Source organism: Bradyrhizobium sp. ARR65, assembly GCF_000472385.1.
Classification (GTDB): domain Bacteria; phylum Pseudomonadota; class Alphaproteobacteria; order Rhizobiales; family Xanthobacteraceae; genus Bradyrhizobium.
The window spans coordinates 217,650-240,306 of record NZ_AWZU01000004.1; the positions used below are offsets into that span (position 1 = coordinate 217,650).

The following is a 22,657-nucleotide window of genomic DNA, read 5'->3' on the forward strand; positions in this document are numbered from 1 at the left end:
CCACCGATGCGTTGGCATAATCTCGGCGACCTCGTCGACCGTAACGGCAATCTCGACAAGGAAGCGGTGATTGACCTCGCCTTGCCGACGGGACCGCGGATCTATTCGCACTGGCATATCGATCGGCTCGCGAACGGTGTCGCGCGCTACCTGACCGAGCGGGGCCTTGAGCGCGGCACTCACGTTGCGATCGTATCGCTCAATCGCGCTGAATACGTCATCGCCTATTTCGGTATCATGCGCGCTGGCTGCGTCGCTGTGCCGGTCAACATCAAAATGGCGCGCGATACCATCGACTATGTGATGGATGATGCCAACATCGCATTGGCCTTTGCCGACGCAGGTAATCGCGTGCTGGTCCGCGACGACATTCCCGTGATTGATTTCGATGATGCTGGTTCCAATGGTTTTGCCGCCCTCATCAAGCCTGCCGATTTCGAGAGCGTGGTCGCCGGCACAGACGAGGTCGGCCAGATGCTCTACACGTCAGGGTCGACCGGCCGGCCCAAGGGCGTGCCGCTGTCGCACCGCGGGCAGCTTTGGGCATTGTCCACGCGGACGAGCGGCGCGCTCAACGAAAGCGAACGCTACATCATCGCGCAGCCTTTATTTCATATGAACGGGCTGTTTGCGACCAAGACGATCTTCGCCACCAACGCGTCGGTCGTGCTGCTGCCGGCGTTCGAAACCCGGAGCTATATCGAGGCGATCGCCAAATACAAGGCGACAGCGGCGACCGCAGTGCCGACCATGTGGGCGAGGGTGGTCAAGGAGACTGGTCTTCTCGCCGAGAACGACATCTCCTCGATTCGGCGGCTGATGCTGGGCTCGGCGCCGATGACGATGGCGCTGTGGGACAAGATCAAGCAGGCGCTGCCGAACGTAACGCTCACGATCGGCTACGGCACCACTGAGGCGGGGCCTGCGGTGTTCGGACCGCACCCGAAGGGCCTGCCGACCCCGCCGCTGGCGCTCGGCTATCCGATCAGCCTCGAGAACGTCAGACTCGTGAACGGCAGCGAGAACGAGGGCGTGCTATTGATGCGCAATCCTGCGCTGATGGACCACTACCACAATTTGCCGCAGCAAACGGCGAAGGCAATCGTCGACGGCTGGTACTATAGCGGCGACGTGATGCGCCGCGACGAAAACGGCTTCTATTACTTCGTTGGGCGAGCCGACGATATGTTCGTGTGTTCGGGCGAGAACATCTATCCGGGCGAGGTCGAGAAGCTGCTTGAGCGGCATCCAAACGTGCAGCAGGCGGTGGTGGTGCCGCTGGCGGACGAGGAACGCAGTCAGGTGCCGGTCGCCTTCATCGTACCGCGCACCGGGGCAAGACCGAGTGTCGAGGAGATCCGTAAGTTCGCCATTGCGAACGGTCCGGCCTACCAGCATCCGCGCCGGGTCGAGTTCGTCAGCGAGTTGCCTTGGGCCGGTACCAACAAGATCGACCGCAAATCCTTGATCGAGCGGGCGCGGCAGTTGGAGGCCGCTCAAGGGTGGTCGGCGTGAGGGCGCTGGCAGGGAAGGTTGCGCTGGTCACCGGTGCGAGCCGCGGTATCGGAGCGGCGATCGCACAAAGGCTCGCTGCCGACGGCGCGATCGTCGCGGTCCATTACAATTCTGCGGCGGAGGCCGCGCATCGCGTGGTTGCCGATATCGTCGGGTCGGGCGGAACCGCCTTCGCACTGCAAGCCGATTTGTCGGAGCCGAGCGGAGCGAAGAACCTTGTCGGGACATTCACGGCGGAACTGACACGCAGATGCCCGAAGGCGGAATTCGACGTTCTCGTTAACAACGCCGGCGTAAGCAAACGCGCCACCATTGAAGACATCACGGAAGAGGATTTCGACCGGTTACTTCAAATCAATCTCAAATCGCCGTTTTTCCTGATCAAGGCCCTGTTGCCGCATCTGAGCAATGGCGGCCGCATCATCAATATTTCCTCCATGGGAACTCGCGCAGCCTATCCGGCGATGGCGGCTTACGCGCCGGCCAAAGCCGGCCTCGAAGCGCTGAGCCGGCTGCTGGCGGTTCACCTGGGCGGGCGGCGGATCACTGTCAATGCAGTCATGCCGGGCGCGACGGCCACCGACATGAATGCGAATGCGCGCGATCCCGTCGCGAGCCGCGCAATTGCGGAGACGATCGCGCTGGGCCGCGTCGGAACACCCGACGACATCGCCAAGGTGGTTGCCTTTCTGGCTTCGGAGGACGGAGCGTGGATTACCGGCCAATCCATCGACGCCAGCGGCGGCCAGCGGCTGTAAAGAGCAGGGAACCGCGACGTCCGCACGTCGCACGATGCAGTTGTTTGCACGTGGAACCGATATTTCAGTGCAGGACCGCGTTCGCAATATTGAAGCAAGGGGATTCGCGACACTACGATTGCGCATGAGTCGAAGGCGGCCAACCGCCTCGTACGCGACCGCAACGTCGGTCATTTGGGGACGACTATGCTGACCGATCGGAATATAGTTCGCAAGTTGAGGCTGGCGTCGGCTCTGGCCTTCTGCCTGGCGCTGTTGCCGCTGACGGCCAGCGCATTCACCTATGAGGATCAGCGCAGGCTCTGTATGGGCGATGCCTTTCGACTGTGTTCCTCGGAAATTCCCAATGTGGCCCGGATCACCGCTTGTATGCAGCGGCAGCGGGCGCACCTCAGCGAAGGCTGTCGCCGGGTTTTCGGCAAGCCGACCGAGCAATCCGCTTCCGCCAGATGAAGCTTCTGTATGCCGATGCAATGGCGATCGCGCGCTGACGCGATGGTGTGAGCGTTCATGGCGCGGCGCACAATAGCGCCTGCTTCACGCGACGTCACGCAGAGCGTAAAGTGGAGTCGCTGCTCGCCTTCTTTTTGGCGGAGTCGCAGCGCTCAACTTGCGCCATGTCTGAAACCAATCTGAACGTTGATCGCACAGCCGAGCGGATCGAGACGGGCGCGTTGTGTCCAAAGCTCGCACGACGTGCGTTGCTGCTGACGGCATTGGCCGCCGGAGCTTGTTTGGCGACCAGACCGGTGGCCGCCGATGAAGATCAGCCCGGCAGCGATGAGCGGCCGCAAAAGGGTGATCTTCTGGTTTTTTCCGAAGGGGAGCACGAGGGCCAGATCATCAAGCCCGACGATCTGAAGCTGGGTGGGCCCCCGGTTCACGCTTGGCCGAAGGATCCGAAGACCTCAGTGGTCCGTAGCGGTTCGCGGCTCAACGAAATCCTGATCGTCAAGCTGGACGCAAGCGAACTCGACGACGACACGCGGTCCCGCTCGGCCGATGGCATTGTGGCCTACTCGGCGGTTTGTTCTCACGCGGGCTGTCCCGTGAGCGAGTGGGTCAAGGGAGAAGGCACCGACAAGGTCGTGCTCAAATGCCCTTGTCATAATTCGGAATACGACCCCCGTCAGGCCGCGCAGGTCGTGTTCGGCCCAGCGCCTCGCCGTTTGGCGGCGCTTCCGTTGGCGCTCGTCGACGGGTCGCTCACCGTCGCCGCGCCTTTTGTCGGAAAGGTAGGTGCCCAGCAAGCAGGATGACGTTTGCACCGTCGTATCGCAGTGATCGCGCTACTGAATGAAGCGTTACCGACCGCAGAGTGGGTGACCAGAAGAAGATGACAGGGAGATAGCGTCCATGACCCGAAAACAATGGCTATTGTCAAGCTGTGTTGCGTTCACTTGTCTTGTTTCAACCGTTGCCCTTGCCGGACCGATCGAAAACTACAGTCCGGTTACACCTGCACGTCTGGAAAATCCCGAACCCGGCAACTGGATGCTTTATCGCCGGACCTATGATGGTCAGGGCTTTAGCCCGCTCAATCAGATCAATACGTCCAATGTGAAGAATCTGACGCCGGTATGGACCTTCTCCACCGGGGTGGTCGAAGGGCACGAGGCGCCGCCGATCGTCAATAATGGCGTGATGTTTGTTGCAACGCCGATGGGACAGGTGATTGCGCTGAATGCAAAGACCGGTGAGGAATACTGGCGCTACAAGCGTCAGTTACCCGAGGATCTCTTTCAGTTGCATCCCACCAGCCGCGGCGTGGGCTTGTGGCAGGACAAGCTTTATCTCGCCACCACTGACGATCACCTCGTTGCGCTGGATGCCAAGACCGGCAAGGTGGTGTGGGATAAGAAGGTTCAGGACTACAAGAAGGGCCAGTACATGACCCTGATGCCGCTGGTCGTTGATGGCAAAGTCATCGTCGGCGGCTCCGGTGGCGAGTTCGGCGTGCGTGGCTATGTTGTTGCGTTTGACGCCAACGATGGCAAGGAGTTGTGGCGTACCTTTACCATCCCGGGCGAGGGCGAGCCTGGTCACGACACCTGGCGGGGCGACGACTGGAAATCGGGCGGCGGTTCGGCCTGGATGACCGGAACCTACGACAAGGACACCAAAACCATCTACTGGGGCGTCGGCAATGCCGCGCCCTGGCCGGGTGAAGCGCATCCAGGCGATAATCTCTACACGAGTTCCGTGATCGCGCTTGATCCCGAGAGCGGCAAGATCAAGACCTACCACCAATACCATCAGAATGATTCGTGGGATTGGGATGAGGTCGACGCGCCGATGCTGGTGAATCTGGAAAGGGACGGTCGCCCGCTCAAAGCCCTGATTCACCCCGGACGTGACGCCATCTTCTGGATCTTGGAGGCGAAGCCCGATCGCATCAATTACGTGGCCGGCTGGCCCTTCGTCCATACCGACGTCTGGAAGGGAATCGACAAAGAGACCGGCAGGCCGATCGTCGATCCCGAGCATAAGCCGGTACTCGGAAAGCGCGTCACGTTCTGTCCGTCGCTGTGGGGTGGCAAGGATTGGCCATCAGCGGCCTATAATCCGAATACCAAGCTCGTCTACGTGCCGGCCAACGAGAACTTCTGCGGCGGCTTCACCGGCGAGAAGGTGCCGCTCAAACCCGGCGAGCTCTGGCTTGGGACCAAGGCTGAAGATATCGGTCTGACGGTGCGTCCTGGTGCCGATCACTTCGGCGAATTGCAAGCCTGGGATCCGGCCACGGGCAAGAAGGTTTGGTCGCACAACTTCCCGAAGTCGCAGTTGTTTGCGTCGGTGACGACGACGGCGGGCGACCTCATCTTCGCCGGCGGCACCAATGACCGTGACTTTCGGGCCTTCGACGCCAAGACGGGCGAGGTGCTCTGGCAGCAAAAGACCAATTCCGGCATCGTCGGAATGCCAATCGCCTATGAAGTGGACGGTACGGAGTACATCGCCGTCCAGTCCGGCTGGGGTGTAGACGCCCAACGCATCCAAGATGCGCTGGTCGGCAACAACATTGGTCTTGAGAACAATGTTCCTCAAGGCGGCGTCGTCTGGGTCTTCGCCGTCAAGAAGTAGGCGGCCAGTCAACGCGCCGAGTGAGACAAACGGCAGGCAAAAAGCGGCGGATCGAAAGGTCCGCCGCTTTTCATTTCGGGGCTACTTGCCCTCTCTCTCGACTTTGCTCTTCGCGTCCTGGTTCATCTGCTTGGTCGTCGGATCTTGACTGCCTTGACCGGTCGTCTGACTCGGGGTGGCAGCGGGCGCGTTGTTGGGCGTTGACATCTGATCCGGCGACTTTGCCGGCCGCGTTGCGGTCGCAGGCGGCGGGTTGCCCTGAGCGCTCAATGCGTGGGCGTTCAGAAGAAAGGCGCTCGTCAGCAGCGATACCGCGAGCGCCTTGGGCTTGAAATTCATCGATCCGGCTCCTGTCAGTCAGATCGACGAAAACGGTCTGCAGGGACGAACGTTCCCTTTAGGTCTCTAGCTGCTTGCCGATCGGCAGCGCGCGGATGCGCTTACCGGTCGCGGCAAAGATGGCGTTGACCAGGGCCGGCGCGAACGGCGGCACGCCGGGTTCGCCGACACCGCTGGGTGGCGTGTCCGGCCCTGGAGGCACGATGTGAACATTCGTCACCGACGGCGACTCGTCGATGCGGAGCACCGGGAAGTCGTCGAAGTTCTTCTGCTGGACCTTGCCATCCTTGAAGGTGATCTCACCATATTTGGCAAGGCTCAGCCCCATGATGGCGGCGCCTTCGATCTGCGACTGGATTCGCTCCGGGTTAACATATGTGCCGCAATCGATGGCAGTGTCGACCCTCGGCACCGTCAGCTTGCCCTTGTCGTCGATGGCCACCTCGACGATGGTCGCGATATAGCTGACGAAGCTGCGATGAGCGGCGATTCCGAGCCCGTGGCCTTTGGGCAGTGATCGTCCCCATTCGCCCTTTTCGGCAACCAGCTCGACCACGCGCCGCAATCGCGCCGTGTCGATCGGATAGCTCGAGTAGGGCTCGCCGTAGTTCCAGGGATCCTTCACCGAAGACAGGTTGACGATCCGCGGCGAGCCGATGAGCTCGAGCAGCATCTCCTTCTGATCGCGATTGGTGGCATGGGCGAGTTCGCCCACCATCGACTGCACCGCAAAGGCGCGCGGGATATTGGAGACCGAGCGGAACCAGCCGATGCGGGTGTGCGCGGCGGCTTCCGGATTCTCGCACTGAATGTTGGCGATCTCGAATGGCATGTCGATCAGTCCCATGCCGAGCTCGAACGGCGCCTGATGCACCGTATTCGCCGCGAAGGTCGAGGCGATGCTCGGCGCGACACTGCGGTGACGCCAGGCGATGACTTTGCCGTTCTTGTCGAGCCCGGCCTCGATCCGCTCCACCGAGACGGTATGGAGGAAGTCGTGGTGAACGTCATCTTCCCGCGTCCATTGCACCTTCACAGGCGCGGCGAGCTCCTTTGAGAGCAGGGCTGCTTCCAGCACGTAATCGCATTTCGACTTGCGGCCAAAACCGCCGCCGAGCAGCGTTACGTGAACGGTGACGTTCCCCTCGGGAATGCCGAGCGTCTTCGCGACGTCTTCGCGCGTTCCCCCCGGGCTCTGCACCGGCGCCCAAATTTCGGCCTTGTCGCCCTTGACGTCCGCGACGGCGACCGGCGGCTCCATGCTGACATGGGCGAGATGCGGCAGGTAGTATTCGCCGACGATCACCTTGTCGGCGGTCTTCAAGGCGGCGTCCACGTCACCTTCCTTGCGCACGACCAGTCCGGGTTTTCGCGCGGCTTCTTCGAGCTCGGCCCGATAGGCGACCGAGTCGTATTTGGCGTTGGCGCCGTCGTCCCAGACGATCTTCAGCGCGTCGCGGCCCTTAATCGCGGCGCCGGTATTGCGCGCGATCACGGCGACACCACCGAGCGGCTGGAACTTGGACGGCCACGGCCATCCCTTGACCTGCGTGACCTTTTCGACGCCCGAGACTTTCAAGGCGTCGGCAGGGTCGAAGGACACCAGCGTTCCGCCCGTCACCGGGGGGCGGGCAATGACGGCGTATTTCATGCCGGGCAGGCGGACGTCGGCACCATAGCCCGCCTTGCCAGTGGTGATGTCGTGCAGATCGACGATGCTGACCTCGCCTTTGCCGAGATAGCGGAAGTTCTTCGGGTCCTTCAGCTTCAGGCCTTCGATGCTTGGCACCGGCTCTTTCGCGGCATCGGCCGCGAGGTCGCCGAAACCGAGTTTCCGCCCGGTTGCGTCATGGACCACCTCGTGGTTGGCAGCCTTCACTTCGGTGGCGGGCACGCCCCAGCGCTTCGCCGCCGCCGACTCCAGCATGGTGCGCGCGGAGGCGCCGATCTGGCGCATCGGCATCAAATAGTGCCGGGTGCTGCGTGATCCGTCCGTATCCTGGTTGCCATACCTGACCTCATCGCCAGGGGCTTGCTGGACGCGGACGCGCGACCAGTCGGCGTCCATCTCCTCGGCAACGATCAGGGGCAGGCTCGTGCGGACGCCGGTGCCCATCTCGGCGCGATGCGCAATGATGGTCACGATGCCGTCCGGCGCGATGGCAACGAACACACGCGGGTCGACAACGGTACCGTGCGGCATCTTGCCGGCGCCGGTCTCGTAGGCGGCGAAGGCAGGCCGACTCAGAATAGGCGCGGCAAGCACGAAGCTTCCAGCGATCCCAAGTCCCTTCAGCACGCTGCGGCGCGAGACGTTCTCGACCCTGCAGGCTTTCTCAAAGCCACGAAGCTTTTTCGGATTCGTGATGATGTTCATGATTACACCCCCGTCGATGCGAGATGGACGGCGTTTTCAATGCGCTGATAGCAGCCGCAGCGGCAAATGTTGCCCGACAGGGCCTCACGTATCTGGGCGTGCGATGGTTTCGGATTGTCCATCAGCAATGCCGCGGCCTGCATGATCTGACCGGCTTGGCAAAAGCCGCATTGCGGTACGTTGATCTGACGCCAGGCCTTCTGCACTGGATGATCGCCGGTTGGATGAAGGCCTTCGATCGTGGTGACCTGGCGGTCGGCCACATCCGAAACTGATGTGATGCAGGCGCGTACGGCTTCCTTGTCGACGATGACGGTGCAGGCGCCGCACAGCGCCTGGCCGCAGCCAAATTTGGTGCCCGTCAAGCCGACCTCATCACGGAGAAACCAAAGCAGGGAAAGATCCGGGTCGCCATCCCAAGTTCGTTCCTGGCCATTAATCTTCAACTTGATCATGATCGTTCTCGCTCTTTTTAAGCTGCTGATGTCCGGTTCAATGCAGGCCGGAACATGTTTCCACTCGCCCGCATCAACCGCCGCGACTTCCCCACGAGCCAATCGTGTCAGGAAGGCTGACAGACCTCATTGCACGACCTGTTTGGTTTTCCGTGTCTGGGCGCTCCTCCCGTTTTCTTAATGTTTTGGTTCTTAATTGTTCTTTTGATTGTTCTTTTGGTTTTGGTTCTTGTGCAGTCGGCCCGTTATCGCGAAGTCGTAATGCTATCAGAAACTGACGCCGAACGGACTTCACAGAGAGTTGTTTTGCAACTGCATTTGTCAAAAGCAGGGCGGTTGCCGGGAGCGGTTCGACCTGCAGCGAACGAGGCGTGCGCGTGGGTGCGACGCCAAAAACAAAATGCCTCGCTCACTAAAGTGAGGCGAGGCCGGGACTCCAAATCAAGAGAGTAACATCGGAATGATCGATCGCGCCTGAGGGCAGATGGACGGTCGATCCAAACAGACCTTTGCGTCGGGCCAGAGCTCCGATTCGCGTTGGCTGTTCGCCAACGCGAATCGGCGCCGTTGCCGCTGGCGAGGATCAAATCATCAGGCCGCTTTTGCTTTGGCCTTCGCTGTGTGCGTTGCAATCGCATCCATCAGCGGCGGAGACAGGCAATCATAGGGCTCAAGGCCGAGCTCCTTGAGGCGTGCGCGTATGCCCTCCATCTCTTCCGGTTTGACACCAGACTCGATGACGGACGACACGAAGGCCGCGAATCCCGGCGCCGCCCAGCCGCCTTCCTGGAATAATTCGGGATGGATGAAGTCGAGGCCGTAGAACGGATGGCCCGTATTCTCGATGCGGCCATACATATGCGTGCCGCAGACCTTGCAGGCGTAGCGCTGGATCACGGCCGACGGATCCACGATCTGGAGCTTGTCGCCGTTCTCGAGCACCGTCACATTTTGACGCGGTACGACCGCGACGATGGAGAAGGTTGCGCCTTCCGGCTTCCAGCACTTGGTGCAACCGCAGGCGTGATTGTGCGCAACGTCGCCCTTGATGCCGATCTTGACCGGCCGGTCCGTGCATTTACAGACCAGGGTGCCCCCGGCGAAGGTCCCGGAGCCCTGTTTTACGCCGTTGTCAACCGCCGGGTGGATGTGAACAGTCATAGGTCAATCCTCCTTGTGTGGGACATTCTTGCTTCAGTAAACGACGACCGAACGTATCGACTTGCCTTCGTGCATAAGATCGAAGCCCTTGTTGATGTCCTCGAGCTTGAGGACATGCGTGATCATCGGATCGATCTGGATCTTTCCATTCATGTACCAGTCGACGATCTTCGGCACGTCGGTGCGGCCGCGTGCGCCTCCGAATGCGGTGCCTTTCCAGACACGTCCGGTGACCAACTGGAATGGCCGGGTGGAGATCTCCTTGCCCGCTTCCGCAACGCCGATGATCACGGAGACACCCCAGCCGCGATGGCAGCATTCGAGCGCCTGGCGCATGACGGTGGTGTTGCCGGTGCAGTCAAAGCTGTAATCGGCGCCACCGTCGGTCAGCGTCACCAGGTGCTGCACGACGTCGCCGCCCACCTTCTGCGGGTTGACGAAGTGGGTCATGCCGAACTTGCGGCCCCATTCCTCCTTGGAGTCGTTAACATCGACGCCAACGATTTTGTCGGCGCCAACCATCTTGGCGCCCTGGATGACATTGAGGCCGATGCCACCGAGGCCGAATACCACGACGTTCGAACCTGGCGTGACTTTCGCGGTATTGACCACCGCACCGACGCCGGTCGTTACGCCGCAGCCGATGTAGCAGCTCTTGTCGAAGGGGGCGTCCTCGCGAATCTTCGCCACCGCGATTTCCGGAAGCACGGTGAAGTTCGAAAAGGTCGAGCAGCCCATGTAGTGATAGATCGGCTTGCCCTTGTAGCTGAAGCGCGATGTGCCATCAGGCATCAGGCCCTTGCCTTGGGTGGCGCGAATCGCGGTGCAGAGATTGGTCTTCTGGCTGAGACAGCTCTTACACTGGCGGCATTCCGGCGTGTAGAGCGGAATGACGTGGTCGCCGGGCTTGACCGAGATCACGCCCGGGCCGACCTCACGAACGATGCCGGCGCCTTCATGACCGAGAATCGACGGAAAGATCCCTTCGCTGTCGAAACCGTCCAGGGTGTAGGCGTCGGTGTGACAGATACCCGTTGCCTTGATCTCAACGAGGACCTCGCCGACCTTCGGGCCTTCCAGATCGAGTTCGACGATTTCGAGTGGTTTCTTCGCCTCGAAAGCGACGGCTGCGCGCGTCTTCATTGCTTAACTCCTTTCTCGCTCTTCAAGGCCATACCATGGTTCGTGCAGTTGAAATTCTCTCGTCATGTTCAATGATTGCCCATGCACGCGTTTTCCGCCTCGGTATAGGCCTCCGGTTTGTCCTCGTGTTTGGACGGTCGCACGCGACCCCATGCGTCATTGGCGCGGGCGCGCAGATAAACGTAGATGTCGTCCATGTAGCAGGCCACGTTCGGGTTGGTGCCGAAGGCCGGCATCACGTTCTCCGACGCAGTACTGACGTTCTTGCGGCCGCTCGCGACGACAGAGAGAAAGTCCGCATAGCTCATGGTTTTTAGCGATTCTTTCAGCGCCGGCGCGTAAGTCGACCCCATGCCATCAGGCCCATGGCAAACGTGGCATTCGGAATGATAGCGGCGGTACCCGGAATAGGTGTACCAGTCCACGGTGCCGTCGGACGAAATTTTGTACGTTGGATTTCCTTCCTTGTCGAAATACTTGCCGTCCTCGGACTTCACCGCGGTGGGATCCCCCGAACCATCAGCGAAGGCAACTCCTCCTGCAGCCACGAGCAGTGCCGCGGCGACCACTAAGCGGGTGATGCGCAATATAGCTAATCCTTGACTCTTGGTGGCAGATCGACCGGCGCGTGGAACGGGTCCACGCGCCGGAAGCGAGATGGCTTCGCCTGGGTTAGGGCAGAGCGAACACTGTGAGCGTGCCGCCAAGGGCCGTGTAGTTGCTCAGTGCTGCATAACCGCCGACGGCGCCAAGGCCCGCGGTCGGATCGGTCAGGCCAGCCGCGAGACCAATGCCCGCCCAGCCGCCGACACCGGACAGCACCGCAACGTACTGCTTGCCATTGTGCTCATAGGTCGTGACGTTGCCGATGATGCCGGACGGAGTCTTGAACTTGTAGAGCTCCTTGCCAGTCTTGGCGTCGACAGCCTTGAGGTATCCCTCAAGCGTTCCATAGAACACAACGTTGCCTGCAGTCGCGAGAGCGCCCGACCAGACCGAGAACTGCTCGGGGTTCGACCAGGCGATCTTGCCGGTCTTGCCGTCCCAGGCGATGAAGTTACCCATGTTGTGGTCGCCGGGAGGCGGATACATCGAGAGCGTCGCACCCACATAGGGCTGACCCGCGGTGTAGCTCACCTTGAACGGCTCATAATCCATGCAGACATGGTTGGTCGGGACGTAGAAGAGCTGCGTCTCGGGGGAGTAGGCCGCCGGCTGCTCATCCTTGCTGCCCAGCGCGGCGGGACAGATTCCCTTAGTGTTGTGGTCTTCGCCGCCGTGCTCGGTCGAGTACTCCGCAACCACTTTCGGGCGGCCGAAGGTCGGCGAATTCTTGTTCATGTCGACGCCGGTCGTCCAGTTGACCTTCGGATCGTACTTTTCCGCGACCAGCAATTCGCCGGTTGCGCGGTCGAGCGTGTAGCCGATCCCGTTACGGTCGAAGTGGGTCAGAAGCTTGCGAGACTGACCTCCGACCTGTTCGTCGGTAAGGATCATCTCGTTGACGCCGTCATAGTCCCATTCATCGTGGGGCGTCATCTGATAGACCCATTTCGCCATGCCGTTGTCCGGGTTGCGCGCGAAAATGGTCATGGACCATTTGTTGTCACCCGGACGTTGTTTCGGATTCCAGGTCGAGGGATTGCCCGAGCCATAATAGACGAGGTCGAGCTGCGGATCGTAAGCGAGCCAACCCCAGGTGCAGCCGCCGCCGATCTTCCACTGATCGCCTTGCCAGGTTTTCAAGCTGGAGTCCTTGCCGATTGGCTTGCCAAGCGCGGTGGTCTTCTCTGGATCGACCAGGAGTTGGTCATCTGGCCCTTCGGAATAGGCCTTCCATACCTGCTTGCCGGACTTGATGTCGTAGGCAGTCATACTGCACTGCACGCCGAACTCGCCGCCGGACGTACCGACAAGCACCTTGTCTTTGACCACGAGAGGCGCCGAGGTGCCGGTCTGTCCCTTGGAGGGATCACCATTCGTCGCGCTCCAAACGAGATTGCCGGTCTTGGCATCCAGCGCGATCAGCTTGTCATCCGCCTGGTGCAGGAAGATCTTGCCATCGCCGTAGGACAGGCCGCGGTTAACGGTGTCACAGCACATCACCGGGATGACGTTTGGGTCCTGCTTGGGCTCGTACCTCCAGACGATCTTGTTGTCCTGCGAGAGGTCAAGAGCATAGACCTTGTTGGGGAAAGGTGTGTGGACGTACATTATGTTGCCAATGATGAGCGGTCCGCCTTCGTGGCCGCGCAGCACGCCGGTCGAGAAGGTCCACGCGACCTGCAGCTTGCCGACGTTCGACGCGTTGATCTGATTGAGCTTGGAATAGCGGGTATTGGCATAGTCGCCCGTCGGCATCACCCAATCCTTTGGGTTCTGCGACATCTTAACTAGCTCTTCATTGGCTGAAGCGCCGCCTACGGTGAGTGCCGCTGCGGAGCCAAGAAAGGTAGCCAAAAGCACCTTGCGCATACTTAAGTCCTCCCTGGTTTCGTTGTTTGGCTCGTCACGTCGCTTGCCCGCCGGCCTTCCTCCGGCCAGTGGGCGCATGCTGTGGGATGTTTCGAGTGTCTCCTCCTGAGGTGAGATCGGGTGCCGTGGCAACGGCCCGCTTTGCTTCGATTTCGGGCGTCGTTCCTAGCCGGTTCACCAATGGGAAACTTGCCCAAAAGCGAAACGGGTTTGCTCGAAAGCGAAACCGGATGAACTTTTTTGCCTCGAGCAAGGCGTTTTGTGGGCGCCGCATTTATGCTGCGGAGCATCAATTCACGAGGTCGTCCAAATCGCTTGGCCAGTTCGCCAGCACATTGCGCCCGATGTTCTTCTTGACGACGCAGCCAGTAAGGCGGAGGATCATCAAAGGGATGTCAGGAGGAATACAGCTTAAACTCTAACATTGCTTCAAGTTGAGGTAATCTGTTTCTATCATGGCCGGGTCCTTCGCAGCGATATGCGCTGCTTTCAAATCGGTGGCTGGAAATGTCCGATACAGTCCATTCGCTCAGCACTTCCGGATTGTCGCCGAGGCAGCAGGTCCAATGTTGGTCAGATACCCTGACCGATCTGTGTGGTCGATTTGATATCGATCCACTGGAGGCCTCATCCCTGGATGGTCGGGTCAACTACACCACGGTCTCCCGCCTGAAGCTCTGCCAGATCGAGGCGAGTCAGCACCGCGTTGGCCACACCGATTGGCGGATAAGATCGACCGAACATCCCTACATCAAGATCCATTTCCAGACTTACGGCATATCTTATTTCGAGCAGGACGGTCGTCGGATGGAAATCGTTCCGGGCGATATTCTCGCTTACGACGTATCCTGTCCGCATACGATCACCAGCCCGATGCTGACGCGGCATGATGTTGTCATCGTGCCGAAAGAGCTGCTGCGGGAGCGCGGCTTCCATACGGAACGCATGTCGGCGTGCAAACTCTCCTCACGCGCGGGAACTGGCAGGATCGCGCACGAATTCGTGCATGCCGCGTTTGACGAGGCCACCAAGCTCTCGCCGAACAGCGCAGCCGGCGTGGCCGAATCGCTCATCGACCTATTGCTGTTGCCGCTTCGTGAAGCTGACAGGACGTTCGATCGCGTTGGGCCGGAGGCGATGTACATACGGGCTCAAGCCTTCATCCGCGAGCATTTGCGCGATCCTGATCTCTGCATCGATCAGATTTCGGCGGCATTGGGCTGTACCAAGCGTTATCTGCACATGCTGTTCAGCGAAAGGGGCATGACCGTCAGCGATTATATCTGGCGGGCGAGGCTGCAGAACTGCCGCCAGGAACTGGAAACGCATGCCGGAAAAACCATAACCGACGTCGCGTTTTCCTGGGGTTTCTCAAGCTCCTCGCACTTCAGCCGCGTGTTCCGGAAGTATTTTGGCGTTGTGCCGTCGTCCATCCACAGGGCCCAACACGCGGGCTCTGCAGCTCAGACATAAGGTGCGGCCAAGCGGCGTTTTCGGCCCGTCCGCGCCGGCGCTGCTCCGCGAGCGCAGTTTCTAGAAGCCTGGTGCCGCCCGGGCGCAAGCGCTTGGGCGCGGCTTGGTCCCGCGCTTGTCGGTCGGTACATTGCAATTGTCGATCCGTTGCTCGTCCGTCCACTTTCGGCCGAGGCGCTCCTTGCCGGTCAGGGTGGCTGGTGTGTCGGATGATTCGACGTGCGGCCTGACCGCGTCAGGCAGCCCGTCTTTGGCAGACGCCGACAATGCAGCGCCTATCGCGAGTACTGAAGCGAGCAGGAATTGGCAACATGGTCGCATGATTTGCTCCGCAACCCACATCTTGCTGCGGCGCATGCCGCGCATCTGCGATTAAACAGGTTCGAAATCCGCGCCGCCACCCGGAACCCGCAATGTGCAGGCTCTCGGTCCGGTCCTGTCGGCTATCGTGTTCTGCTGTCCCAAGGACAAGGGCCGCGCGACTCTGGCGGCGAGGACCCGTGCGCGTTACCTTGGTCTCACGGATTTGGCCCAACCAGGAAGGAGAGTGAATCATGATATCGCGCCGGTCTGTGCTTCTGACATTGGCCGCGACCGCGTTCGCGACCGGGGATTCGCAGGTTTTCGCGGCAGGGCGTCGCGCCGATCCAATCAAGATGTTCGACTCCGACAATGATGGGACGCTGGACCTTGCCGAGACGAAGAAGGCGGCATCGGCGCTGTTCGCCAAGCTCGATCGCGACCATGACGGCACGCTCGACAGGCGCGAACTGGCAGGACGGCTAACTGCGCGCGAACTCGCGGCCGCCGATCCCGATCACGATGGCACGTTGACTTTGGACGAGTATCTCGCCGTCGTAGAGCAACGGTTCAACGCGGCCGATCCGGACAAGGATGGAACGCTCGAGGCCAAGGAGCTGAAATCCAGGGCCGGGCGAGCGCTGTTGCGCTTGCTGCAATAGTGCAGGAGGGCAGTTAACGAGACATCGGACTGCGCCGGGCAAAGGCGAGCGAGCTCCGCACCGACGCCAGCCAACCACTTGCGTTAAGCTCAAGGCGGCCCTACCCTTAATGTTGGCGCAAGTATCGCGCCAAAAGTTGGCCAATATACTTGGGAGGACCCCCCGAATGACTTGGAAGACTCCGAAAATTGTCGAAGTGCCGGTGGGCATGGAAATCAACATGTACGCCTGCGCAGCGCGCAAGTAAGACAGCCAAGCGATCTGCCCGGCTCGATCGCATCGAGCCGTGGCAGACGTTCTCAAGATTTCGGGCGTAAGTATTTCGGACGTAAATCCAATCCCTTAATTCTCACGCTTGTCGTGAGCCATCTAAGTGCCGCCGGCTGGTTCCCAGCAGCGGAGCAGGCTGTTTAGGCCAATTGCGGGCCAATCCGGTTGGGAATTTTCACGCCGTATTGAAACTTGCCGAGCGGATTGGCGTAGTTCATCGTGGTATTCCTCCGATGAGCCAAAGCAGGAATGTTAGGCATGAATCCGATGGCCCTGGTCATAACGGTGTGCGCGGTATTATCGCCCAACACCTGCCAAGAGACGCGTATGGTATTTTCGAGCGGCGGCTCCTTGGCGCAGTGCGCCATGGCTGCACCGCCTTACATCGCCCAGTGGGTCGGAGAGCACCCCAAGTGGACGGCGGTGAAGTGGCGCTGCGAATATCCGCACAGCGACGATAAGGCCGACACAGCCAACACGATTCCCGCCGGCTGACAAATCGGCCCGGCAAGGATTATTTGCTGCAGTCCTTCAGGTCATTGTCGGCAATTGAAAACACCGCATCTGCCTTGATTTCGATATCCCGAACAAAGCATTGTCGTGAATCCGGATAGGTGACTTTGGCGTCATAGCGCCCCGGTTCCACGCCTGTGATCCTCAGGCGTTCGTCGTGATCGACTTCCTTGTCTTTGTCGTTCAGCGTCTGGTTCGGTCCCCACTCGTCCTTTCCGGCAGGCGAGAGCTGAAATCCGGAAATGGTCGAAGCGGTCAGATTCCACAACCGGACGCCCTTGCCTTGCGCGGACAATGCGGCCGTGCCGGCGAGCAAGAGCGCAATCGCAGCTAAAATCCATCGCATGAGCCAAATCCTTTCCTAAGGTACCGCTTGCGCCGTCATTCTCTGATCAGACGTTCGCGATTTCTCGCATGATCGAAATTCTTGGCGCGCTCAAGCCCAATTGGATCGATGAGCTTCGCGGATGTCAGATCGGCGCCGTCGAAATCGGTGTCGATGACGGTAACCCTGGTCAGATTGGCGCCCCCAAGCTGGGCGCCCTTGAGGGACGCGCCTGTTAAGTCGGCTTGCTTGAGTGATGCAAATTCCAGATCGACACGAGACAGGTCCGCGCCCCGTGCGTTCAGTCGCTCGAGCTTGGCGGATTTCAACACCGCGCGCATCAGGCCCATCGACTGATTACGCATGTCGGCTCCCAGCTGCGCGCCCTCGATCGACGCGCCGACGAGGCTCGCGCCAGACAGGTCGGCGGCGACGCGCGCTCCCGACAGGTCTGCGCCATCGAGACGCGCGCGAGGCATTTGCGAGGCAAAGAGAGTGGCGCCCTTCAGGCTTGCGCCTGTCAGGTCTGCCTCGGCCAGCCATGCCTGGTCGAGGACCGCGCGATCGAGTTTTGCGCTCGCAAGTTTCGTTCTGTTGAGCCGGGCCGCGCGAAAGATCGCACCGGAAAGGTCGAGGCCGGAGAGATCGAGGCCGGACAGTTTCTTTCCGGTGAAATCGGCGGGCGTCGCAGCAGTTGAGGTGCGAAGCGCAGCCTCGACATCACCGCGGGTCATTTCCGCCGAGACCATATCGGGCGATGACATATCAATATAGCGCATCATATCCTGCGCCAGCGTCGCGGTCGCCGGAATAGCAAGGTAGAGCAGTGCGGTTGCGATCACCCGTTTCATGGCCAACCCCGCCGCTGGCGCATTTTAGCACATGCTGCAGTCACTGCCCATGTGGCCTCTGCTCGGCGCGACCGCCATTGGTCCACTGCGCGATCTCTGCCTTTATTGCGGCGATCTCGGCTTCGCCACGCACGCTGCGCGGTGCAGGGACGGATATATTTGCGATGATCCGCGCGGGTCTTGCCGACAACAAGAACAGGCGATCACCGAGGCGAACGGCGTCGTCGAGGTCATGGGTGACCAGGATCGTCAGCACCGAGCGATTTGCCACCAGGGTAACGATCTCATCTTGCATACGCACGGCGAGAGCCTTGTCGAGCGATGCAAATGGTTCATCAAGGATAAGAAAGTCCGGCTCGACCGCGAACGCACGGGCCAGAGCCACACGCCGGGCGAGGCCGAGCGACAATTCGCCCGGAAAATGGTTGCGATGCGCGCTCAGTTCCAGAACTGAGAACAGTTCGGAAAGCCTGGCGTCATCGATCAGTGGCGCTGCAAGTCGCACATTATCTTCGACCGATCGCCAGGGTAGAAGCCGTGGCTCCTGGAATACCATGCCGATCCGCGCGTCTTGTGCACGCGAGATCGTGCCCTCGTAATCCTGATCGAGGCCGGTCAGGATGCGAAGCAGCGTGCTCTTGCCGCAGCCGGAAGGGCCGACGAACACTCCGACCTCACCCGAGCTCAGCGAGAACTTAATGCCGGCCAGCACGTCGTGCCGCTTGCCGGACGCACTCTTATACGCTTTCCCCGCGATATCGACCTCAAGCCGCACGGAGTCGCCACCGTGTTAGCCTGGTTTCAAAGGGCTGCACCAAGGCCGTTTCGATGACGAGCACGACGGCTGCGAAGCTCAACGAATAGGCGAGCAGGCGAGGGGTGTCGAAGAGCTGGAAAGCCACGCCGATTTCAAAGCCAACGCCGTTTGGACGGCCGAGCAACTCCGCGACCAGCACGATCTTCCAGACCAACGATAGCCCGGATCGCGATGCCGCGGCGATATAGGGCGCCAGTTGCGGCAATATAATGTGCCGGAACGCCCTCCAGCGCGGGATGGCAAATACGGTCGCCATTTCGTCAAACGAATAATCGAGCGCGCGCGTCCCCTCGCGCAGCGTGACCACGGTCGCAGGTAGCTTGTTGATGGCGATCGCCGCGATCGCGGCGACCTCCGTCAATCCGGCCCAGATATAGGCCAGCACAATGACGACGAGCGCCGGAAGGTTGAGGAGCAGGATCAGCCAAGGATCGCCAAGCCGGTTGGCCAATCTGACCCGTCCCATCAAGTATCCGATGGCAACGCCGAGCGTGATCGCGAGCGTGAAGGCCAGGGCAACCCGTGCCAATGTCACGCCGACATTCAGGAACAATGCCCCGGAAGCAGCCTCGGTCATTGCCACGTTCAATACCGCCGGAGGAGTTGGAAGCTTCGTGCTGCCGGCGAGCACGGCCGCGATCCACCAGCAGCCAAGAAACACGGCAAATGACAGTAAACGCAACACCTCAATCTCCGGGGATCAAGTGGTAGAATGTGCCCGGGGCGAGCTCTGATCCGGGCCCCACGAGTTCGCGGCCGCCAATCGTCGCCAGCACGCGATAGAGAACACGCGCATCTTTCTCCTCGTCATCGATCGAACGCCGCGGAATGCCTTCCCGGTACCGCTCGCGATAGGCCCTCAAGGTGGGCGCGTCGGGAGCCCCCGTCAGCCCTGAAATGCTGTCCCACTCGGTATCCGAATTCGCCAGGATCTCCTTTGCCTTTCGCGTCATTTCGATGAAGCGCGTCAGCGCGTCCCGATTTGTGCTGCCCCAGCCTTCATCGAACACATAGCCCAGCATGGCGACGGGGCCCTCGGCGCCCAGTTTGGTCACCAAGTCCTGGGTCGTGGCGATCCGGCGGAAGCCCTTTTCCTCGAGCGCGGCGCAGAAATTCCAGTAGTTCAGCGTGGCGTCCGCATCGCCGTTGAGCATTGAGGCCGTCAGAAGCGGTGGCGCGCCGTAAACGATGGTCGACTCGGATTTCAGGTCAATGCCGTCCCGTTGCAGCGAGGCCTGCATCAGCAGCCAGTTCTTGTCGAGGGGGCCGCCGGCGATCGCCAACTTGTGCCCTTTCAGGTCGGCCAAGGTCTTGATGGGAGAGGAGTTCGGCACCATCACGCCGCCGAGCGCGCTGGAATAGGGATAGAAAGTCAGCTTGGCCCCAAGCGCGCGCTCGCGGGACACCCACAACCAGTCGGAGATGATAATGTCGGCCTGGCCGGCGCGAAGCGCGATCTTGCCAGCCTCCGGACTTGCGAGTTCTTGAACCTGGAGTGAGATATCCGCCTGTTTATCGAGCCCATGCGCGCGGATGACCGCAAGTTCCCAGGAAAATGTTCCGGTCTTCTGCACCGCAACGCGTATGGTTTCCGCACCCCTGCAGACATTAGCCTGTGCTGCGGCAAAGGCGGCCGCAGCAATGAGTATGCAAAGCAAGCGTTTCATTGGCTTGTGAGCGCTTCCTCGAACGTCTTCTTTTCAGCGTGGTAGGAATAGCATAGCGTCAATTTCGAGCGGAGGAAGGCCAATGACGCATAGCGGACGGGTACGACTTATTGTCACGGCAGGCGCCCTTTTTGCGGCGACGGCGGCGTTGGCATACGCGAAGGACATCAACGATTATCCGACCTCAGCGCGCGCCGAGTATGTCTACGGCTGCATGAAGGCGAACGGCGAAGCGCGGCAGGCCATAGAGCAATGTTCTTGTTCGATCGACGTTATTGCTTCGCTTTTGCCTTACGACCGGTATGTCACCGCCGAAACCGTCTTGAGTATGTCGCAGGTGCGGGGAAATCTCGGCGGCGAGTTTCGCTCTTCCGAACAGGCGGCAAGCGCAGTTGGCGACCTAAGACGCGCCCAGGCCGAGGCGGAAGTCAGATGTTTCTAAGCTGTGTCCCCGCCGTATCAGCTTCCGGACGCGTCGACCTTCCATTCGCTCTGGAACACATGACCGGCCGTATCCTTGGCCTCCGCCCGGAAGCGCTTCGCGCCGTTTGAAACATAGGTGAAGCGCAGGTTGGGATCTTCCGAAATCGAAATTCCGCCTTCCATCGCCAGCACGGGGCTGTCATCCTGCCAAAGCCGCAACTCGTTGACGAAGAAAGCCGGAATATAAAGTTGCGTCAGTTGATCCATCTGCAATCCGGAATTGTTGGGATGGCGGATCATGATCTGCGCTTCGCGCGTGCCATCTGCGGGCACCTGGTCTGACCGGCTGAATTGCCGGTATTTCATCCGGCCAAGCTGATTTTGGGCCTCATCGGCGTTCTTCGCGGCCGGCGCCGAGCAGCCCCCGGATGCTTTGACGAAAGTCTTGCTCGCGTAGAGTTTGCCATCGCTGAGCTCGGCCACCGCATGGACGTCGGTATAGTTGTTCACCCGAACGCGCGTTGAAATCTCGGAGACATGCGCGTCGGGTCCGAGCTTGAACTTGGCGGCCATGGGGGCAGGATTTTGGTCGATGACCAGCGTAATCGCCACCACGCGGCGGCTGTCAGTGGGCGCAAGCTTGGTGCGCAGAGTGACCGGCACAATTGCCGCATCCTCGGCGCGATAGGGCATTTCGATGGCGATCACATCGCTGCCATCGTTCATCGGACGGTTATCGAAAATGTCCTGCACCAGGCCGGGCCAAGGATCATAGGCCTCAGTGCTCAGCACCGGGGCGGGCCAGGCTCCAACTAGCCCGCTCACGAGGGCAGCCATACCAAGCACACGGAAATGATGTCCGAGCATGATTGCAGCCCTCGCGAAGACGGAAGCAACACGTTCAATATAGGTCATTGCGGTTACTATTCCCATTCCATTTCGGCAAATGCTGCAGTTGCGTTGCGGGCATTATAGTCGTCGAAGAGTGCCCATCGCGGCCGCTCCGAGGCCGCGGCCTTAGTGGCGGCAGTATTTATGGGCTCGCCGCGCGCGAGGGACGCGCGAACATCCGAAGCCAATGTTTCGAAATAGCGGCGCTCGTCGGCAAGCGCAGCAGGCCATGCGCTCACCGGGCCATGACCGGGGACGACGCGTTGCGCCGGCATGGCACCAAGTGCGTCGATCGCGCCCAGGAAGCCGCGAAGATTGCCGTCGAGGACAGGAATGTGGTCGACAAAGACCAGGTCGCCCGCGAACAGAGTTCCCGACTTCTCGTCAAAGACGGTGATGTCGTTGTCAGTATGCGCTGCCGACCAGGCCCGCAAGGTGAGGGGGCGTGCCCCCAGATCGAGCTTAAGACTGTCCTCGACAAGCAGGGTCGGAGGTATCAGCGGTACGTCGTCGATCAGTTCGGAGCCCATGATCCGGCGAAAGGCGTCGATGTAAAACTGGCCGTGCGTCGCCAGGGCCCTTGGCAGGTTTCTGTGGCCGACGAAAGTCGTATCGCGGTCCCGGAAAGCGGCATTCCCAAAGAGGTGGTCCGGGTGGGCGTGGGTGTTGATGACATACCGGATCGGCTTGTCGGTGCGGCTGCGGATCGAAGCGAGCAACTGCCGGCCCTCGCGGACGCTGCCGCCGGTATCGATCACCGCCACCGCACTCTCGCCAATGATGAATCCGACATTGGCGATCGCGCCGTCGTTGTCCTGTGACATCAGGGCGGTCGCGCCTTGATGCACGTAGACTCCGGGCGCGATTTGGGTCACGGGCAACTCCCGTTGCTCTGCCCGCGAAACTGTCGAGGCACAGAGCAGGGGCAGTAAGGCGAGCGTCCAAAGCCTACGGATCATATCGTTGCCTCCGTTTCACCACGAAGGGAGGCCGACAATATCTGTTCCATGATGCCGGTTTGCGCTGCAGCACGCATGGCAACGTCGTCGTGCCGATTATGCCGTTGCACGCCTGAAGTGAGCAGCATAGCATTTTGATGGGCTTTTATCGCTTTCAACGTATCGCCTCTGATTGAAGAGATCTGCTGGAGGTTTGCAA

General features: G+C 60.4%; 24 protein-coding genes. 9 read left to right on the top strand and 15 right to left on the bottom strand.

The features are described from left to right. Positions 1-6 precede the first annotated feature (6 nt). From F758_RS0107320 to F758_RS0107340, 4 genes are all read left to right on the top strand, one after another. Complete coding sequence (locus F758_RS0107320) at positions 7-1,515, top strand: class I adenylate-forming enzyme family protein (protein ID WP_024507250.1); 1,509 nt, start codon at positions 7-9, stop codon at positions 1,513-1,515. Beyond that, the gene (locus F758_RS0107325) at positions 1,503-2,273 is read left to right on the top strand and encodes an SDR family oxidoreductase (RefSeq protein WP_283805847.1); all 771 of its coding nucleotides are present in this window, start codon (positions 1,503-1,505) and stop codon (positions 2,271-2,273) included. Before F758_RS0107320 ends, F758_RS0107325 begins: the two co-directional genes overlap by 13 nt. A 617-nt stretch (positions 2,274-2,890) precedes the next feature. Beyond that, on the top strand, positions 2,891-3,532 hold the full coding sequence (locus F758_RS0107335) for a Rieske (2Fe-2S) protein (RefSeq protein ID WP_024507252.1): 642 nt from the start codon (positions 2,891-2,893) through the stop codon (positions 3,530-3,532). A gap of 97 nt (positions 3,533-3,629) precedes the next feature. Next, positions 3,630-5,357, top strand: a complete 1,728-nt coding sequence (locus F758_RS0107340; protein ID WP_024507253.1) for a methanol/ethanol family PQQ-dependent dehydrogenase — start codon at positions 3,630-3,632, stop codon at positions 5,355-5,357. Between the two features lie 81 nt (positions 5,358-5,438). On the opposite strand, the gene F758_RS0107345 is transcribed toward F758_RS0107340, so the two are convergent. The 7 genes from F758_RS0107345 to xoxF5 all read right to left on the bottom strand — a co-directional run bounded on the left by F758_RS0107345 (position 5,439) and on the right by xoxF5 (position 13,307). Continuing rightward, positions 5,439-5,696, bottom strand: a complete 258-nt coding sequence (locus F758_RS0107345; RefSeq protein ID WP_024507254.1) for a hypothetical protein — start codon at positions 5,694-5,696, stop codon at positions 5,439-5,441. Between the two features lie 58 nt (positions 5,697-5,754). Further along, the gene (locus F758_RS0107350; protein ID WP_024507255.1) at positions 5,755-8,073 is read right to left on the bottom strand and encodes a xanthine dehydrogenase family protein molybdopterin-binding subunit; all 2,319 of its coding nucleotides are present in this window, start codon (positions 8,071-8,073) and stop codon (positions 5,755-5,757) included. Between the two features lie 2 nt (positions 8,074-8,075). Further along, entirely contained in the window at positions 8,076-8,528 is a 453-nt protein-coding gene (locus tag F758_RS0107355; RefSeq protein WP_024507256.1) for a (2Fe-2S)-binding protein, read from the bottom strand. 591 nt (positions 8,529-9,119) lie between these two features. Then, positions 9,120-9,689 (bottom strand): S-(hydroxymethyl)glutathione synthase, encoded by a 570-nt coding sequence (gene gfa, locus F758_RS0107360; RefSeq protein ID WP_024507257.1) that lies wholly within the window; start codon positions 9,687-9,689, stop codon positions 9,120-9,122. A gap of 33 nt (positions 9,690-9,722) precedes the next feature. Beyond that, positions 9,723-10,832: an S-(hydroxymethyl)glutathione dehydrogenase/class III alcohol dehydrogenase gene (locus F758_RS0107365; protein ID WP_024507258.1), complete on the bottom strand. Its 1,110-nt coding sequence runs from the start codon at positions 10,830-10,832 to the stop codon at positions 9,723-9,725. A gap of 68 nt (positions 10,833-10,900) precedes the next feature. Then, positions 10,901-11,419 (bottom strand): c-type cytochrome, methanol metabolism-related, encoded by a 519-nt coding sequence (locus tag F758_RS0107370; protein WP_502689126.1) that lies wholly within the window; start codon positions 11,417-11,419, stop codon positions 10,901-10,903. Positions 11,420-11,504: 85 nt separating this feature from the next. Beyond that, positions 11,505-13,307: a lanthanide-dependent methanol dehydrogenase XoxF5 gene (xoxF5, locus tag F758_RS0107375; protein ID WP_024507260.1), complete on the bottom strand. Its 1,803-nt coding sequence runs from the start codon at positions 13,305-13,307 to the stop codon at positions 11,505-11,507. 507 nt (positions 13,308-13,814) lie between these two features. Between xoxF5 and F758_RS0107385 the strand changes: the two genes are divergently transcribed. From F758_RS0107385 to pqqA, 3 genes are all read left to right on the top strand, one after another. Next, complete coding sequence (locus F758_RS0107385; RefSeq protein WP_024507261.1) at positions 13,815-14,780, top strand: helix-turn-helix domain-containing protein; 966 nt, start codon at positions 13,815-13,817, stop codon at positions 14,778-14,780. A 554-nt stretch (positions 14,781-15,334) separates the two neighbouring features. Beyond that, positions 15,335-15,742, top strand: a complete 408-nt coding sequence (gene lanM, locus F758_RS0107395) for a lanmodulin LanM (RefSeq protein ID WP_024507263.1) — start codon at positions 15,335-15,337, stop codon at positions 15,740-15,742. A gap of 166 nt (positions 15,743-15,908) precedes the next feature. Beyond that, positions 15,909-15,989, top strand: coding sequence for a pyrroloquinoline quinone precursor peptide PqqA (gene pqqA / locus F758_RS43435; protein WP_035721241.1), 81 nt, complete (start codon positions 15,909-15,911; stop codon positions 15,987-15,989). 163 nt (positions 15,990-16,152) lie between these two features. Here pqqA and F758_RS50730 read toward each other — a convergent pair whose 3' ends face one another. After that, positions 16,153-16,380 carry a hypothetical protein gene (locus tag F758_RS50730; RefSeq protein ID WP_198026431.1) on the bottom strand — a complete coding sequence of 76 codons (228 nt, stop codon included), beginning with the start codon at positions 16,378-16,380 and terminating at the stop codon, positions 16,153-16,155. On the opposite strand from F758_RS50730, the gene F758_RS52980 reads away from it, so the two are divergent. Then, a complete protein-coding gene (locus tag F758_RS52980) occupies positions 16,271-16,507 on the top strand; it encodes a hypothetical protein (protein WP_024507264.1) in 237 nt (78 codons plus the stop codon). The genes F758_RS50730 and F758_RS52980 overlap by 110 nt on opposite strands. 19 nt (positions 16,508-16,526) lie before the next feature. Here the strand turns inward: F758_RS52980 and F758_RS0107410 are convergent, their stop codons facing one another. From F758_RS0107410 to F758_RS0107430, 5 genes are read right to left on the bottom strand one after another with little or no spacing between them, the layout of a single operon-like run. Beyond that, a complete protein-coding gene (locus F758_RS0107410) occupies positions 16,527-16,871 on the bottom strand; it encodes a hypothetical protein (RefSeq protein WP_024507265.1) in 345 nt (114 codons plus the stop codon). A 35-nt stretch (positions 16,872-16,906) separates the two neighbouring features. Then, positions 16,907-17,701, bottom strand: a complete 795-nt coding sequence (locus tag F758_RS52730) for a pentapeptide repeat-containing protein (protein WP_035721142.1) — start codon at positions 17,699-17,701, stop codon at positions 16,907-16,909. Positions 17,702-17,741: 40 nt separating this feature from the next. Continuing rightward, positions 17,742-18,476: an ABC transporter ATP-binding protein gene (locus tag F758_RS0107420; protein ID WP_024507267.1), complete on the bottom strand. Its 735-nt coding sequence runs from the start codon at positions 18,474-18,476 to the stop codon at positions 17,742-17,744. Then, entirely contained in the window at positions 18,466-19,203 is a 738-nt protein-coding gene (locus F758_RS0107425; RefSeq protein WP_024507268.1) for an ABC transporter permease, read from the bottom strand. The genes F758_RS0107420 and F758_RS0107425 overlap by 11 nt, the downstream gene beginning before the upstream one ends. A 1-nt stretch (position 19,204) precedes the next feature. Further along, positions 19,205-20,185 carry an ABC transporter substrate-binding protein gene (locus F758_RS0107430; RefSeq protein ID WP_024507269.1) on the bottom strand — a complete coding sequence of 327 codons (981 nt, stop codon included), beginning with the start codon at positions 20,183-20,185 and terminating at the stop codon, positions 19,205-19,207. An 82-nt stretch (positions 20,186-20,267) separates the two neighbouring features. Here F758_RS0107430 and F758_RS0107435 point away from each other — a divergent pair, with 82 nt between their 5' ends. Continuing rightward, a complete protein-coding gene (locus F758_RS0107435; protein WP_024507270.1) occupies positions 20,268-20,627 on the top strand; it encodes a hypothetical protein in 360 nt (119 codons plus the stop codon). A 17-nt stretch (positions 20,628-20,644) separates the two neighbouring features. Here F758_RS0107435 and F758_RS0107440 read toward each other — a convergent pair whose 3' ends face one another. Both F758_RS0107440 and F758_RS0107445 read right to left on the bottom strand, forming a co-directional pair. Beyond that, entirely contained in the window at positions 20,645-21,445 is an 801-nt protein-coding gene (locus F758_RS0107440; RefSeq protein ID WP_245286440.1) for a quinoprotein dehydrogenase-associated SoxYZ-like carrier, read from the bottom strand. An 86-nt stretch (positions 21,446-21,531) separates the two neighbouring features. Further along, the gene (locus F758_RS0107445) at positions 21,532-22,458 is read right to left on the bottom strand and encodes a quinoprotein relay system zinc metallohydrolase 2 (protein WP_024507272.1); all 927 of its coding nucleotides are present in this window, start codon (positions 22,456-22,458) and stop codon (positions 21,532-21,534) included. Positions 22,459-22,657: the final 199 nt, after the last annotated feature.

What these genes read in the sequence shown, in the direction of transcription:
- F758_RS0107355 (WP_024507256.1), bottom strand. Translation starts at nt 8,528, where the DNA reads ATGATCAAGTTGAAGATTAATGGCCAGGAACGAACTTGGGATGGCGAC.
- F758_RS0107365 (WP_024507258.1), bottom strand. Translation starts at nt 10,832, where the DNA reads ATGAAGACGCGCGCAGCCGTCGCTTTCGAGGCGAAGAAACCACTCGAA.
- F758_RS0107350 (WP_024507255.1), bottom strand. Translation starts at nt 8,073, where the DNA reads ATGAACATCATCACGAATCCGAAAAAGCTTCGTGGCTTTGAGAAAGCC.
- F758_RS0107340 (WP_024507253.1), top strand. Translation starts at nt 3,630, where the DNA reads ATGACCCGAAAACAATGGCTATTGTCAAGCTGTGTTGCGTTCACTTGT.
- F758_RS52730 (WP_035721142.1), bottom strand. Translation starts at nt 17,701, where the DNA reads ATGAAACGGGTGATCGCAACCGCACTGCTCTACCTTGCTATTCCGGCG.
- F758_RS0107445 (WP_024507272.1), bottom strand. Translation starts at nt 22,458, where the DNA reads ATGATCCGTAGGCTTTGGACGCTCGCCTTACTGCCCCTGCTCTGTGCC.
- F758_RS50730 (WP_198026431.1), bottom strand. Translation starts at nt 16,380, where the DNA reads ATGGCGCACTGCGCCAAGGAGCCGCCGCTCGAAAATACCATACGCGTC.
- lanM (WP_024507263.1), top strand. Translation starts at nt 15,335, where the DNA reads ATGATATCGCGCCGGTCTGTGCTTCTGACATTGGCCGCGACCGCGTTC.
- F758_RS52980 (WP_024507264.1), top strand. Translation starts at nt 16,271, where the DNA reads ATGAATCCGATGGCCCTGGTCATAACGGTGTGCGCGGTATTATCGCCC.
- F758_RS0107345 (WP_024507254.1), bottom strand. Translation starts at nt 5,696, where the DNA reads ATGAATTTCAAGCCCAAGGCGCTCGCGGTATCGCTGCTGACGAGCGCC.
- F758_RS0107440 (WP_245286440.1), bottom strand. Translation starts at nt 21,445, where the DNA reads ATGGCTGCCCTCGTGAGCGGGCTAGTTGGAGCCTGGCCCGCCCCGGTG.
- gfa (WP_024507257.1), bottom strand. Translation starts at nt 9,689, where the DNA reads ATGACTGTTCACATCCACCCGGCGGTTGACAACGGCGTAAAACAGGGC.
- xoxF5 (WP_024507260.1), bottom strand. Translation starts at nt 13,307, where the DNA reads ATGCGCAAGGTGCTTTTGGCTACCTTTCTTGGCTCCGCAGCGGCACTC.
- F758_RS0107410 (WP_024507265.1), bottom strand. Translation starts at nt 16,871, where the DNA reads ATGCGATGGATTTTAGCTGCGATTGCGCTCTTGCTCGCCGGCACGGCC.
- F758_RS0107335 (WP_024507252.1), top strand. Translation starts at nt 2,891, where the DNA reads ATGTCTGAAACCAATCTGAACGTTGATCGCACAGCCGAGCGGATCGAG.
- F758_RS0107320 (WP_024507250.1), top strand. Translation starts at nt 7, where the DNA reads ATGCGTTGGCATAATCTCGGCGACCTCGTCGACCGTAACGGCAATCTC.
- F758_RS0107435 (WP_024507270.1), top strand. Translation starts at nt 20,268, where the DNA reads ATGACGCATAGCGGACGGGTACGACTTATTGTCACGGCAGGCGCCCTT.
- pqqA (WP_035721241.1), top strand. Translation starts at nt 15,909, where the DNA reads ATGACTTGGAAGACTCCGAAAATTGTCGAAGTGCCGGTGGGCATGGAA.
- F758_RS0107385 (WP_024507261.1), top strand. Translation starts at nt 13,815, where the DNA reads ATGTCCGATACAGTCCATTCGCTCAGCACTTCCGGATTGTCGCCGAGG.
- F758_RS0107430 (WP_024507269.1), bottom strand. Translation starts at nt 20,185, where the DNA reads ATGAAACGCTTGCTTTGCATACTCATTGCTGCGGCCGCCTTTGCCGCA.